The sequence below is a fragment of the Mycobacterium sp. NGS59 genome (genome assembly GCF_059812345.1).
Genome location: NZ_JCALCN010000005.1, coordinates 247,867 through 261,931, shown reverse-complemented (window position 1 = coordinate 261,931; position 14,065 = coordinate 247,867). Strand labels below are relative to the sequence as shown.

Below are 14,065 nucleotides of genomic sequence, written 5' to 3'. Positions count from 1 at the left end.
GGGCGGCGCCTTTCCAAGAATTCATCAAGGCGGACACGTCAAACTCATAGAAAGCGCCAAAGCTAGACCAAAGGGGAGAGATCATGGGGATGATCACCGCAGAACGCAGCAGGGACGAACTGCTCTTCGGCAAGAAGGCGGCACAACCTCAAGCGGCCGTCCGTCCTCCGATTACCGGACCGTCGGTCTGGAACCGGGACAGCCTGCACGCCTGGGACTACATGATCGCGGTGGGACCGCGCCAGATCGAAGCCTTCCTGGACATCCGCAACCGGCTGCGCCGTCGTGGCCGCCGGCTGGACACCATCGTGGCGTCGGACTTCCGGCAGCCGGAGCTGGTGGAGGTCGCCCGCGCCATGCGGCACTGCCTGCGCCTGGGGCCGGGCTTCTGCGTGCTGCGCGGTCTGCCCCTCGAGGGCTGGACGGACGAGGAACTCTCGATGCTCTACTGGGGTCTGGGCACCTACCTGGGCGGCCCGCAGCCGCAGAACCGCCAGGGCGACCGCGTCTACCTGGTTCAGGACACCGGGCAGACGGTCGGGGAGGCACGCGGCTCGAAGACGAACTCGGCGTTGATCTTTCACACCGACTCGGCGTGCGCCTACGCCGGCAGCCGGCCCGACATCCTGGGGTTGTTGTGCCTGCGTAAGGCGGTGTCGGGCGGTGAGTCGCTGATGGTCAGCGGCCACAGCGCCTACAACGCACTGCTTGCCACCGACCCCGGACTGGTCGACGAGCTCTACGGGCAGTTTTGCTTCGATCGCTCGCACGAGACCCAGCCGGGTGAGGACCCGATCACCGAGGGCGCGATCTTCACCGACACCACCGACGGTGTCCGGATCCGCTACAACCGCCTGCACATCGAACTCGGCCACTACCGCGGCGGCCGCCCGCTCACCGACCGGCAACGCCAGGCGCTCGACGCCTTCGACCGTGCCCTGACCGACCCGGCCAACGCCGTCGAATTCACGCTGCAACCCGGTGACGTCCTGTTCGCCGACAACTACACGACGCTGCACAACCGCCGCGCTTTCGTCGACGCGCCTGACGTGCGGGCCCGGCGCTGCCTGGTGCGGCTGTGGCTCGCCGGAGAACCGCGCAACTAACCGTCGACACGGCCAGCTGACCGGCCTAGATTCACGCTGTGATCTCCATTTAGAAAGCGCCAAGGTCCGCGCGGCACGCTGCCAGGAGCAGCAGAACAGGCACGGGGGAGAGGCAGACATGTTGAGGCGGTTGGCCGAATTCACCGTGCGGCGACCCAAGCTGGTGCTCGCGGCCGTGCTGGTCCTGCTCGGCATCAGCGTCGTGCTCGGCGGCTCGGTGTCCGACAAGCTCGGCACCGGCGGCAACACCGATCCCGCGTCGGAGTCCTCGCAAGCCGAGGACTACATGAACGCGCAGTTCGGCACGAATCCGAATCTGGTGATTCAGCTGCTGCCGCGCGAAGGCACCGTCGACAGCCCCGAGGTCGCGACGGTGCGCGATCAGGTGCTTCGTCTCGTCGCGTCCGAGCCGAAAGCCAGGATCACCAGATCCTTCGGCGACGAGGGGGCCTCGGACCTGCGCAGCAAAGACGGCCGTTCCGGACTCATGCTCGTGCATGTCGGTGGGACCGCCGACGAGGCCGCCGAGACCGCCAAGCGGATCATCGCCGATCTGCCCCATGACGGGAACGTCGCGGTGCGCGCCGGTGGCGGTCTGGGGGTGCAGCAGGAGATCCGCGACAAGGTCAAACAAGATCTCAAGACCAGCGAGAGCATCGCGGTGCCCGTTTCGCTCGCCGTGTTGGTCGTCGTGTTCGGCGGTCTGATAGCCGCGGCGCTGCCCGTGGTGGTCGGAGTCGTCTCGATCGTCTCGACGCTGTCGGTGTTGCTGCTGATGACGGCGATCACCGATGTGTCGGTGCATGCCCTGACAGTCACCACCGCCTTCGGTCTCGGATTGTCCATCGACTTCGGCTTGCTGATGGTGTCGCGGTTCCGCGAGGAACTGGCCAACGGCAAAGAGCAACATCCCGCCATCGTCGCCACCGTGACCACCGCCGGCCGGACCATTCTGTTCAGCGCGGCAACGGTCACCCTGGCGATGACCAGCCTGCTGGTCTTCCCGACCTACTTCCTGCGATCCGTCGGTCTTGCGGCCACGGCCACCGTGTTGCTGTCGGCGTTCGCCGCGATCGTCGTCCTGCCCGCGCTGCTGGCTCTGCTCGGCAAACGCGTCGACTCGCTGTCGATCATCCGCCGCAAGGTGGCGCCCTCAGCCGACTCCCTGTTCTGGCGGCACTTCGCCGAACTGGTGACGCGCAAGCCGCTCATCTACGCCCTGCCGGTCGTCGCAATGCTGCTGGGACTGGGCATTCCGTTCCTCAACGTCGAATTCGCCACGCCCGACGAGCGAGCGTTGCCGACGAACTCTAGCGCGCGGTTGGTCTCCGAGTCCTTGCAACGCGACTTCGCGCTGGACCCCTCGCAGGCGATCACCCTGGTCACCCGCAAAGACGCCGGCGCGCTGCAGACCCTCGCCCCCGACATCTCGCGTATGAACGGCGTCGTGCTCGTCACCGGTCCCATCGGCAGATTCGAGCACGGCCAGGCGGCCGGACCGACGCCGGCGGTGTCCGGGCCGAGCTACGCGATCGTCTACCTGTCGGTGCAGGCCGATTCGGACACCGCACAGCACGTCGTCCGTGACATCCGGGCCAAGATCACCAACCGTCAGATCGAGGTGGGCGGTCCGACCGCGACGCTCATCGACAGCCTCAGCTCCATCGGCGCCAAGCTCCCACTCGCGATAGGTCTGATCGCGGTGGCCACCTTCATCCTGCTGTTCCTGTTCACCGGCAGCGTCGTGGTGCCGATCAAGGCGCTGATGCTGAATCTGCTTGTGATGAGCGCGGTCCTGGGGATCATGGTCTGGGTCTTCCAGGAAGGGCATTTGGCCGGGCTGCTGGGAATCACACCGGCGCCGCTGAACCTGTCCATGGTCGTGCTGCTGTGCGCGATCGCATTCAGCTTGTCCGTCGACTACGAGATCTTCCTACTCAGCCGCATCAAGGAAGCCCGCGACTCCGGGCTTTCGAATACCGCGTCCACCGTCATCGGATTGGGCCGGGTGGGCCGGATCGTCACCAGTGCCGCGTTGTTGTTGACGATCACCCTCGTCTCGTTCGCCAACGGATTGTCGTTCATGAAGATGTTCGGCATCGGCACCGCGCTGGCCGTGGTGATCGACGCGACGATCATCCGCGGCGTGGTCGTGCCTGCGTTCCTGCAGGTCGCCGGCGACCTCAACTGGTGGGCGCCAAAACCGTTGCGGTGGTTGCACTCTCGCATCGGCATCAGCGAGGCGCCGTCCGCGGAAGTCATCGAGACCCCGGCCACGGCGGCCGTCGCCCCGGCCCCGGCTGCACCCGCGGCCCCGTCGGCCCCCGCCCCGGCGGGTCCCCCCGAGATGCCGGTTGGCGTTCCTGCGCGGGTGCCCCAGGAACCCGTCGTGGTCGGGCGCTCCGCGGCGTCCAGCGAGATCGAGGTCATCCCCGGACAGCATCTGGTGGCCAACGTCAACGGCACAGTGATCGTCGTGGCGCACCGCGAGCGGTCGCCGTTGTCTCAGCACTCGCTGGCCGCCAAGCAGATGGCCGCATTGTCCGACATGGTCGGACGGTCCGACCCGCAGAAGCTGGTCAGCGCGTTCCAGAAACTCGCCAAGGAGCCCTGGGACCACACGCTGGTCGACATCGGGATCGTGATGCCGACAGCGACGGGTCTGGAGATCCTGCTGTGCGGCAGTGTCACCGTGGCACTCGACGACGGCATGGGTCAGACGGTGTTGCGTGGCCGCGGACGCTTGGTGCACAGGTCGGTGCCGGTACCGGTCGTCGCGGCCGTCATCACGGTCGACGAATTCATCGCCAGGCCGCGCGCTGCAGCCGAGGGACAGGGCGTGTACAAGCTCTCCGGCGGGACCGTGCCGGGACAAGGTGCCGTCCTGTGGTCGAGGCGGGACGCGCCGGCGGTGCCCCCGCACCGCCCCGAGCCCGCCCGCTTCGAGAACGTGCCTGCCGCCCCGATGGACCATGCGCCGCAGCCGAAGCGCTGGGTCTCCCTCGACGACAACTCCCGCTTCGAGATCGACCGGGACTGCGTAATCGGTCGGGATCCGCACGGGTCGGAAGCTGCGCAGCAAGGACTTCGTCCCGTGCGCATCGACGATCACTCCGGTGAGATGTCACGAGCCCACGCCGAAGTGCGCATCGTCAACGGCGAAGTGTTCATCGTCGACACGAATTCCACCAATGGAGTGTTCGTGCGCGAACAGCCACAGCTGCGCTGGTCCAGGCTCACCCCGTGGGAGCCCGTCGTCTGGCGGCCGGGCGCGTACGTCCAGGTCGGCGGGCGGATTCTCCGGTTGCACGAGACGACCGCGGACGCCTTGCAGCGCGGACCGCGGGTCAATGTGCATCACGGTGTGCCGGGACGTCCACACTCGGGACGGGCGGATGTCGGCAGATAGGTTCGCGGGCAGGGGATTTGGGTGGTTCTAGCCGTCCGGACTCTCGGCAGGTCGCGGCCATCGGGGCAGAGTCGAGGTCTTGCGTGGGGGATTAGTCTCTTAACAGGTAGTTGCACCACGCGTACTGTCGTCGCTTCAGGAAGAGGGTGAGTGCGTTGGCCATCCGCTTGATAACTGCATCAACCATGGTGGTAGCGGCGTGCGCGTTGCCGATCGTGCCGACGGCTCACGGCCAGGGCGGTCGCTTCCCGCTGCCCGAGAAGCCGTGCAATCTACCGACGGCGCGCAGCCTGATCATCTGGCAACGCGCCCCCAGAATGGACGACACCGCGACTTTCGCCCCCGAGTCCGACCTGTACAACTGCCGGATCACGCTCGAGACGTGGCGTGCCGGCCAGCCCTCTGGTCCTGGCTACTGTTCCAAAATCGCGTGGTCCCTTGACAATCCGAACTATGTCACCGGGGTGACGCCCGCAGCCCCACTGAAGAAGGTCATCGACCAGGTAGGCGACTGCGCAGGCGCCTAGGGGGGCGCTATCAGTCGCGTTTCGTCTCATAGCGCAGCAGGACCGTGCCACACGGGAAGGTGCGATTCTCCAACAGTCGCAACGAGATCCATGACGGCAGGGCCGGGAAGAACGGGGTGCCGCCGCCCACGGCGGTAGGCGCAACCACGATCCGGTATTCGTCCACCAGCCCGGCCTGCACGATCGGTGCGGCCAGGGTTGCACCGGCCACCTCCAGCCTGCCGTCTGTTTCGGCTTTCAGCTTCGTCACCACCTCGACCGGGTCGCCGCGTTCCAGGCGGGAGTTCCAGTCGACGGACTCCAGCGTGCGCGTGAACACCACCTTGGACATGTCGCGCCAGATCCGCGCGTAGTCGACGATCAAAGGGGTGGCGTCCGGGGACTCGTCTGCGGTCGGCCAGTACGCGGACATCAGTTCGTAGAGGCGTCGGCCGTAGAACGACAGGGCGGTCTCTCGCGCGAAGTCGTTCCAGTACTGGTGCAGTTCTTCGCTCGGCTCGGACCAGTCGATGTTGCCGTGCGCGTCCGCGATGTAGCCGTCCACCGACACGTTGAAGCCATAGATGAGTTTGCCCATGCAGATCAGACTGCCCCGGCGGACGAAAATCATCGCGGCGCCACTAGATTGCGCGGTCCGAACTTGTCATACCTCGCTGCGATGATGAGGTTATGTCGTCGTCTCCCGTCGTGAGTCCGCGTGAGCGTCTGGATACGTTGGTCGAGGAACTGGCGGAGTTGGCCGGTCAGCGCAACGCCATCGATGGGCGCGTGGTGGAGATCGTGGCCGAGATGGAGCGCGACGAGTTGTGCGGGCCCACCGGTGCGCGTTCGGTGGCGGCGTTCGTGGGCTGGAAGCTGGCTTTGTCTTCGGCGACCGCGCACACGCTCACCACGGTGGCGCGCCGGCTCGAGGAGTTCCCGCGTTGCGCCCAAGGAATGCGGGAGGGTCGGCTGTCGCTGGATCAGGTCGGGGTGATCGCCGCGCGCGCCGGGGAAGGATCTGACGAGCACTATGCGCAGTTGGCAGCGGTGGCCACGGTCGGCCAGTTACGCACCGCGGTCAAGCTCGAACCGCGCCCCGAGCCCGAGCCCGCGCCCGAACCGACGCGACCGGTGATCACCAAGACCTGCGATGAGCGGTTCACCTGCTGGCGGATCAAACTGCCGCACTTGGATGCGGCGACATTTGACGCCGCGCTGACTGCGCATCGGGAAGCTCTGGTCACCGAGTGGAAAAACGATCACAGCGACGGCGACCCCGATCTGCGCCCGCCGCTGCCCGGTAACGGAGAGGCGTTTATGCGGCTGGTCGAGGCCGGCTGGGACACCGAGGCCGCCCGCCGTCCGCATGGGCAGCACACCACCGTGGTGGTGCACGTCGATGTCGCGCAGCGCGCCGCCGCTCTGCATCTGGGGCCACTGCTCAGCGAGGCTGAACGCCAGTATCTGAGTTGTGACGCCACCTGCGAGGTGTGGTTCGAACGCGACGGCGAGCCCATCGGCGCGGGCCGCACGACTCGGGTGATCAATCGGCGGCTGCGCCGGGCGCTTGAGCACCGCCATCCCACCTGTGCGGTGCCCGGGTGCGGGGCCACCCGGGGTCTGCATGCCCATCACCTTCGACATTGGGAAGACGGCGGGCCTACCGAGCTGTTCAACCTGGTGCTCGTGTGCCCCTATCACCACCGAGCCCACCACCGCGGGTTGATCACCCTCACCGGACCCGCCGACAGTCTGGTGGTCACCGACAGTGACGGGCGGGCGCTGAGCTCGGGATCCCTGGCGCGTCCGCCCAACGAGCCTCCGCCCGACGTCCCGCCGTGGCGGGGGCCCCACGGCGAACGCGCCGACTGGTGGTGGTACCAACCCTACGAACCACCGGCCACCGCAACAGAAGCTAAACAGGCTGAGACTTAGCGACGTTGCGCTGACCACGATTCGTTGTTGTTGCCTGATCTCAAGGGTCCTCAATAACCCAGCGCTGTAACGCAATTCGTCACGGTGACGAAATAACAGTGGAGGGCGGCAGCGCCCGCGCAGGACCGGCGCGGGTCATCCGGTGCGTTGGGAGGCCGCCGCAGCCAGACTGTCGCACTCTGATGACGACGGAAGGGTGACGCCCGGCCATTGGCGGCTGCGGATTGAGACAGTCGGCGACACAGGCAGTAGAGCTCAGTTGGCTCTGCACCAAGCTGCGGGTTGCACGGCAGCAGTCCAGTGGCGAATCTTCAGGCATTGCAGGACAACTCCATCGTCTGCCCACGTAGTCGATTTGCCGATAAGCGACATTATGTCAACTAACTACGTCCTATTGCACTGCACCCCAATTGTTTTCATTCGACGACGCGCTATCCCGAGAGCTGGGCATCACAGATCTAGGACGAAGCGCAGTGCTTGGTTGATGGCTTGTATCTGTTCTGGACTAATCATTCCCTGGCGAGATGACAGTCGTTCGACGGAGACCACCCGCAGTTGGTCGCAGCGCGCGTAGGAAGTGTGGCCCAAACCGGTGCTCGCTGGCTCAAATTCGACGTGGCTTCGCAGGCCGTAACCAGTGGTCGTGATCGGGACGACGACCACTAAACCGCCCGGTCCGTTGTTGAGAATGTCGACCGACACCACCACCGCCGGTCGGCGAAAGGCTGGCTCGTGTCCGACTGGCTGGCCGAGATCGACGTGGTAGACCTCCCCTCGCCAGATCAAGCCAGTGCGTCCCACTCGTGACGCTCGGCCAGGTATTGCTCCCACAGTTCGGGGTCGTTGCGCAGGCGCTGGTAATCCCCATTGAGCCCGCGCAGGAATTCCTGCCTCTCCAAGGCGTCGATGGCTGCGTGCACGACGTCGACGACAGCGGTTTGACGAGCCTTGGCTAGAGATTGCAGCCGCTCAGAATCGGAACGGCGGACTCGGACAGTTGTGGTTTCTGCTGCCATAAAGCCAGTGTAGATGAATTGTAGACATAGGCATGGCGGCAGGCTTCGAGTGCTACCGACCCGTGCTCTGCTGCTTGGGCAGGACGACGCCCAGATTCCAGATCTAGGACTCGGTGGCGATCGCTGGCTTGCCCCGGCGAGGAATACGGCGAGATCAAATATGGCGGGTTACCGGTAAAGCTTGCCGTGTTGCGCTGCGGCAGCGCTCAAAGATCGAGGACGTTGCGCTGCGGCAGCGCTCAAAGATCGAAGACGATGCGCAACGCCGCATCAACGCGGCGCATCTCGTCGAAGCTGAGGAACCCGATGCTCGTGCCGAGTCGGCCCGGGTCGACCGCCGCGGCCTGCTCAGCAAGTACCCGGGTATTCACGCCACCGATCTGAACCTCGGGACGGAAGCTTGCGGCACGAGCCGACGTAGACGTTGGCGCAACCAGCCAGGTTGACCGAGGCAGCTGATCTGACTGGACGACGACGGCGTAGCGGGAACCCGACAGCTCGTGACCGCGACTCCCCCGTGGGGCATGCAACGGAAAGACCTCACCACGCACGCAGCGTCTCCATATCGCGCAGCACCTGCATTGCCTCTGCGCGATCGGACTCGTCTTCGGCAAGACTTTCCGCCTCGGCGCGAATCGCCGCGGCGGCCTTCCGTCGTGCCGCCTCGATGAGGGCAGATCGAACGGCCGCGGACACGGCCGTGCCATCTTTGGTCAAGACCTCCAGCGCCTTCGATGTGTCGTCGTCCGGCCGGAAGGAAATCGTGTCAGCCACAGCAACAGCGTACGACGTTTTGTATGACAGTCGGCGCACTCGGCAAGAAGCCGCGCAGCAACCGAATTCGCCACGGCCCCTGCTTGTCAGTCCAGATCGAAGGCGTGCTGAATCGCCGATGTCAGCGATTCCTCTTGATCAGGAAGAAAAAACCCGATCTGGCGGCCCAGGGCCGTGACCGGGATCGTGACAATGTCGTCGACGCTGACAACGGAATCTTTCTCGAGCCCGTTACGCACACCTACTGGAACTTCGGTCGACAGGCCGCGAGCTGTTCCGGTGATCGGTGCCACGGTGACTCTGGTCAGGTGAGGCCGCACGAGTTCCCGAGTGAGGATCAGAACCGGCCGAGCCTTATCGAGTTGGGCGAGGTGAATTGGCCTCAACCGATATCCAACTCGAAGGTAGAGGTATGTGCAGCGAGCGCATCGAAGTCATCGTCGGCCGTGGTCCGGGTGGCCAGAATCGCCGCATCGCGGGCGGCGATAAGCCGGCGTCGCTCACGTTCGAGCGCTTTGAGTACAAACGATGCACGGCTCTCAACGTGCCGCTGGTCCACTTCCCTGTCAATGAAATCGACGACCTCGTCCGGAAGCCGAACGGCGATCTGTTTGCTCATCGCGCTATGGTACCGATGTGGGATGCGAAACGTTACCACTGATTGACGCGTAGACGCTTGCCAGCCGACGTTTTCTCGGATGGGTCGGATACCGCCCGAGGAGGATCACCGTTGAGGTGTCCAGGATCCCCTGGCTCGAAGCTGTTGTCCCCAGCGACGAGTCGGTCAGATCGTCGATGGCGCGTCGGAGCGCGTCTGGACGCTCACCTGTGGGAGATTCTTGCGGCGACGAATGAGTTCGGCTGAGCCTGCGCTGGATCGCGGCAGCGGGCGGAGCTCCGCCAACACCGCCGCCGGCTTCCGATAACCGCTCCCCGCTCGGCGGCTCAGAGTTCCTTGGACTGCTTGCCAGCCCGGCCGGCGGCTAGCGACCCGGTTGGATTACGTTGCCGCCGTTGGCTTTCGACGGAACGGCAAACGCGCTTCTGCACCCGCTTGCCGTGCTTCGACAAAACGGACGGTCGGATTGTGGGGCCGACGGGCAGCGTGTCGGCCCCGACGGGCGTCGTGTCGGCCCTCTGATCCGTCTTGACGCCCAGCAAGTAATTGGAGAACTCTCCGACAGTCGCTAGCGCGCTGATGAACTCGGCATCGTCGTAAGGATTGCCGCGCGGTCCGAAATGTGTCGCGAGTCGTCGTACAAGTCGTCGCTCGCGCAGGAACGGAATCAGATGTACCGCGACCACGCAGAAAACCAGCCCGAAGACGGTCGAGACGATTGCCGCGGTCTGCAGCCAATTGCGTACGCCCATACCCAAAAGGGGTACCAATGTGACACCCGCCAGGAGGTAGAAGGACCCGTACACCGGCGACCACGCCGTCGCCAGACCGGCCGGGTCGGCTAGCCGCGTGACAGAACCGGCCGGTGCTGACGGACGGAACCGCCTCGAGATGAGATACGCCGCAACGCCTCCGTACAGAGCCGCGCCAACCACCGGAACGATTGCGAGAGAACAAAAGTCGCCGGTCCACGGACTGCTGCTGAGGTTGCGTCCCAGCCACGCAACCAAACCCTGTGCCCACGGGCACCGGTGGTAGAGATCCAGGATCGGCTGCCTCAGCCAGACGTAAAACAGCAGTGCCGCCGCCCCACCGGCGACAAAGATCAGCAGTGTGCGCACCAGCACGGCCTTGCGAGCGCGTATCCATGACCGTGACGCGCGAAACAACTTGTTGAGAGTAGCAATTGGCGATCGCGTGTTCGGGGCAAAGTTGGCGACGACCACCACCGATGCCACCAGCAACACCAGACAAATCACTCCGACACTTGCTTCGCCCGGGGCCTTGGCGTTCGTAGGCTGCGTGGCACCGGCTGTCGCGTAGGCGATCAGTGGAATGTACAGGCCGAGTAACGCCGCCCCGTGTACCAACGAGCGCGTCCGCAACGTGGCGAACACCAGAAGTGTGAGCAGCGCCGTGATCCCGACGGTCGGCACCAACTTGCCCACAAAGCCTGGCAGATCCGTAAGCAGCGACAGCGCAGTCAAAGTCACGCCGAGTGCCAACATCAAGGTGGCCAGAGTTCTGGCGACGGGGCTTCGACTGGACAAACTCGTCAGCGTCCAATACGGCAGAGCGATGAAGCCACGAGCCACCCTGGTCACCGGTGCGGCGAAACCCAATCCGGACCTCTCGGAGCTCAGTGCTGTCAACGCAGTGGCGGCCGCGGTCGCGGTGGTACGAATCATCAGATCGCTCGGCATCTGACCGGCCAGAGCTTCCTGTCCGATGCGCGAGTCGGCAAACAGCGTGAGCAACCGATAACCGTCAGGCGGCCGGCCGCCGTCACCGTCTCGGTGAAGGGAATCAAACTGATTGATGAATTCGGCGGTCTCTGCCCCGGTCGCCCCATCTTCGCGATCGTCGAGAATCGTCGTGGCCAGCCACGGGACATCCTCTGCGGCTGTTGCGATTTGGAAACCGTACGCGGCAAGGCTGGCGAGATTGACCATCGGCTCGTCACTGCCGGCGAGGGCCCGTTTCACGTCCGTGATCGCGTCCGTACGCAATCGCCCCAGCTTGCTTGGCGCCTCGTTGGCAGGTGTGGGTTTCGCGAGGGCGACATAGAGCTCATCGTTCGCAAACGCCCGCTCGGCTATATCGTCGACAATCTGTTCGGCGCTACCGTTTTGCCCGGCGGCCTCGCTGTTGCTGTCATTCAGTCCTCGAATCATCTCGGGCGTCAAGATGATGAGCATCAGTATCTTGGCCGCGTCGAGCCGACCCCAGATCCAGTCGTTGGCGCGCCATGCCCGCTTCAGGAACGCGCCGAACCGGTTCAGGGACATCCCGGCGAGTTTGTCGTCGGAGGTGAAGCGGGGCGCGAAGTGTTGCTGGATCTGCGCACTCAACTGGACGAATTCGATTGGCGCAGTGGGCACCGACGCGTCGTTGACGTCCTGTTCGGCGGTGAGATAGGCCACGATCTCGATTTGGACCATCCGCTTCAGAAGCTCGGTTTCGTCGGTGACGTTGCGCAGCGGATTGTGCGGCTCCAGCAGTGATGCGGTCTTGTTTCGCGGAACCTCCTGCGCCGTACCATCACGGTGAGGGGCACCTGAGTTCGACGCGGCGAGTGCTGCCTGGAGAGCGGTGACGACCTTGACAAAAGAAGAAGCGATACGGCGCAATGCCTTTATCGTTCTTTCGCCGTCTGAGGTCTCCGCGGTGTTGGTCGCATCGCTGGTAGTCGTCGACAGCATCTTGGTGGCGTAGTCGCACAGGTTTTGGCGAAGGCATTTGCGGATTCTGTTGCTCTCCTGCTCCTCTTCGTGTGGCGGACTGTCGACGGACGCGCGTTGCCTGGCAGCCGCTATCCGGCGTTGTCGGGCGGCGGCCGCTTTGGACCGTCTTTCCCGATCTTGTTCCTCCCCGATCTGATCGAGCTCGATGCCGACGTTCACCGCTGTCTCCCACGCCTCATAAGCTTTGGCGATTAGGTCGGTGCAGTCTGTCTCGGAGACCGGAATGTCCTGTCGCGAGTTGATCAGCTGGCGCAGCACATCGGTCGCTTGGGTCGCGACGCCGACCGCCAACTGCAGTCCCCACCGCCATTCCTTCGAGTTCTTATCGAAGTCCTTGGGTCCGGGTGGCCTCTTGGGCAGGAATGGCAAGCCAGCCGCATTGCTGTCATCAGCGTCCTGCAAGACTTCGGCGGCGTACTGCATCAACTTGGCGAAAGGCGTTGCGAAATCTTCGCGTATCTGCTGCGCCATGACGTACGCGGCGCGCCGCATTCGCATGCGACGGAACAGCTGCCAGGACGGGCACCCGTCGTCGGTCTCACCGATGAAGTCGGCCAGCGTGTCGGAAGTGAACTGCACCATCGCGGCTTCTCGGCCGTCGCGCCACCGCAGCGCGAGGTCATTGTGTTGGCGGATCTCCTCGACGTAAGTGCGAGAGCCAACAGATCCGGAGGCGCTCAGGACCTTCGTGAGAGTGCCTGCGAGCGTGGGTGGTTTGCCTGGATCATCACCGATGTTGTCGATGTCGCTGGCGTATTCAGCGTGTGGATGGACGAGGACAAGGACCCGGCGCACCATTGTCTTGGTGACTGTTTGTCGGCGAATCGCCGACAACGCGGGGCGGGTCGGCGTGTTGGCGAGTACTCCCCCGTCAACGGCAAAACGTGACAGATCTCGTGTGTCGTCCTCTTGCTTTCCGGTGACTGCCCAATCCGCGTAATACCCCATGTCCGGCCGGTTGTCATCGGTGGTGCCGTCGTATCGCACGGGAACAAAGGTCGGCTCGAAGGCCGCCGGGAAGCCTGCGGAGGCGCGCGCCGCCAGCGCGAGAGCTTCAACGGTTACATCGATTTCGCGCCGCTCGTCGCTGTCATCCTTGACGTTTCGTCCATCCCTCTTTGCGGGTCCATCCGAGAAGGCGTCTGCCGGTGGACCGTCGTCCGGAACACTTCGGTTGCTGCCCCGAAAATAGAAGAGACCCGCATGTTGGGGCTGCACCATGCCGGTTCCCAGATCATCGACCGAGAAGGTTTGGATGGGGGTCAGCAATGTGGCAGGAATCGTCAAATCCACTGGACGCAAACGTCGTTGGCCTGCGGGACGTGCGGCGGAATCCTCAGAGTCCTCGACTATCTTGGGGGCTCGTTGGTAGCCGTCGATCAGTCGTTTGAAGGCCGCGCGGATCTGCGGGTAGAAGAAGTCGTCACCGCGCAAGATGGATGCCGGACCGGCATGAAAGGGCTCCCTCATCAGGTCCCCGATCTGCCCGTGCTGAATCCACAGCCCTTTCAACACATCCAGATCGCCGTTGACGTTGGCTTGGGCAAGCGCGAGCGCCGCGGCGTTGATCCCGCCGGCTGAGGTGCCTGTGATGACGTCGATGATGGGTAACACATCAGACGGCTCGTCGGTCGGGCCCTTCGACGCGTAACCGAACTTCGACAGCAGTGCGCGATATCCAGCGGCGCCTCGGGTGAATCTGTTGAATTCGTGTGCGACACCACCGATATAGACCGCCAGGCTGACGCCGCCGTTCATCGTGACGGCCAGCCGCAATTCGCGTTCGATTTCCGGATCGGTCTTCTCTATCGGAGATTTCGGCGTCGCTGCCGCCGAAGTTTTCTCGGTCATCGCGCCCCCCTCGCGGTCGATGGGCACGACAGACGGCCCATCACTAGAGTGTGTCACTGGTGAGACGCCCTGTACCGCTGTTTCGTTGTGCTGGGCGAGATT

At 64.3% G+C, this 14,065-nt stretch carries 12 protein-coding genes; 4 read left to right on the top strand and 8 right to left on the bottom strand.

From position 1 onward, the window contains the following. Positions 1-83: 83 nt before the first annotated feature. The 3 genes from AC5Y46_RS09040 (at position 84) to AC5Y46_RS09030 (ending at position 5,042) form a co-directional block, all read left to right on the top strand. Positions 84-1,106 (top strand): TauD/TfdA family dioxygenase, encoded by a 1,023-nt coding sequence (locus AC5Y46_RS09040; protein ID WP_499990774.1) that lies wholly within the window; start codon positions 84-86, stop codon positions 1,104-1,106. Between the two features lie 118 nt (positions 1,107-1,224). Then, positions 1,225-4,515, top strand: a complete 3,291-nt coding sequence (locus AC5Y46_RS09035; RefSeq protein WP_499990773.1) for an MMPL family transporter — start codon at positions 1,225-1,227, stop codon at positions 4,513-4,515. 155 nt (positions 4,516-4,670) lie between these two features. After that, on the top strand, positions 4,671-5,042 hold the full coding sequence (locus tag AC5Y46_RS09030) for a hypothetical protein (RefSeq protein WP_499990772.1): 372 nt from the start codon (positions 4,671-4,673) through the stop codon (positions 5,040-5,042). A gap of 10 nt (positions 5,043-5,052) precedes the next feature. On the opposite strand, the gene AC5Y46_RS09025 is transcribed toward AC5Y46_RS09030, so the two are convergent. Beyond that, complete coding sequence (locus AC5Y46_RS09025; protein WP_499990771.1) at positions 5,053-5,619, bottom strand: dihydrofolate reductase family protein; 567 nt, start codon at positions 5,617-5,619, stop codon at positions 5,053-5,055. Positions 5,620-5,711: 92 nt separating this feature from the next. Between AC5Y46_RS09025 and AC5Y46_RS09020 the strand changes: the two genes are divergently transcribed. Next, positions 5,712-6,959 (top strand): HNH endonuclease signature motif containing protein, encoded by a 1,248-nt coding sequence (locus tag AC5Y46_RS09020; protein WP_499990770.1) that lies wholly within the window; start codon positions 5,712-5,714, stop codon positions 6,957-6,959. A 450-nt stretch (positions 6,960-7,409) separates the two neighbouring features. On the opposite strand, the gene AC5Y46_RS09015 is transcribed toward AC5Y46_RS09020, so the two are convergent. From AC5Y46_RS09015 to AC5Y46_RS08985, 7 genes are all read right to left on the bottom strand, one after another. Then, positions 7,410-7,745, bottom strand: coding sequence for a type II toxin-antitoxin system PemK/MazF family toxin (locus AC5Y46_RS09015; protein WP_499990769.1), 336 nt, complete (start codon positions 7,743-7,745; stop codon positions 7,410-7,412). Beyond that, a complete protein-coding gene (locus AC5Y46_RS09010; protein ID WP_499945846.1) occupies positions 7,742-7,975 on the bottom strand; it encodes a hypothetical protein in 234 nt (77 codons plus the stop codon). Before AC5Y46_RS09010 ends, AC5Y46_RS09015 begins: the two co-directional genes overlap by 4 nt. Positions 7,976-8,214: 239 nt before the next feature. Continuing rightward, the gene (locus AC5Y46_RS09005) at positions 8,215-8,526 is read right to left on the bottom strand and encodes a type II toxin-antitoxin system PemK/MazF family toxin (RefSeq protein WP_499990767.1); all 312 of its coding nucleotides are present in this window, start codon (positions 8,524-8,526) and stop codon (positions 8,215-8,217) included. Next, complete coding sequence (locus AC5Y46_RS09000; protein ID WP_499945847.1) at positions 8,516-8,749, bottom strand: hypothetical protein; 234 nt, start codon at positions 8,747-8,749, stop codon at positions 8,516-8,518. The genes AC5Y46_RS09005 and AC5Y46_RS09000 overlap by 11 nt, the downstream gene beginning before the upstream one ends. An 86-nt stretch (positions 8,750-8,835) precedes the next feature. Further along, positions 8,836-9,135: a type II toxin-antitoxin system PemK/MazF family toxin gene (locus AC5Y46_RS08995; RefSeq protein WP_499945848.1), complete on the bottom strand. Its 300-nt coding sequence runs from the start codon at positions 9,133-9,135 to the stop codon at positions 8,836-8,838. After that, positions 9,132-9,368: a YlcI/YnfO family protein gene (locus AC5Y46_RS08990; RefSeq protein ID WP_499990765.1), complete on the bottom strand. Its 237-nt coding sequence runs from the start codon at positions 9,366-9,368 to the stop codon at positions 9,132-9,134. Before AC5Y46_RS08990 ends, AC5Y46_RS08995 begins: the two co-directional genes overlap by 4 nt. 326 nt (positions 9,369-9,694) lie before the next feature. Continuing rightward, positions 9,695-13,963, bottom strand: coding sequence for a patatin-like protein (locus tag AC5Y46_RS08985; protein ID WP_499945850.1), 4,269 nt, complete (start codon positions 13,961-13,963; stop codon positions 9,695-9,697). Positions 13,964-14,065: the final 102 nt, after the last annotated feature.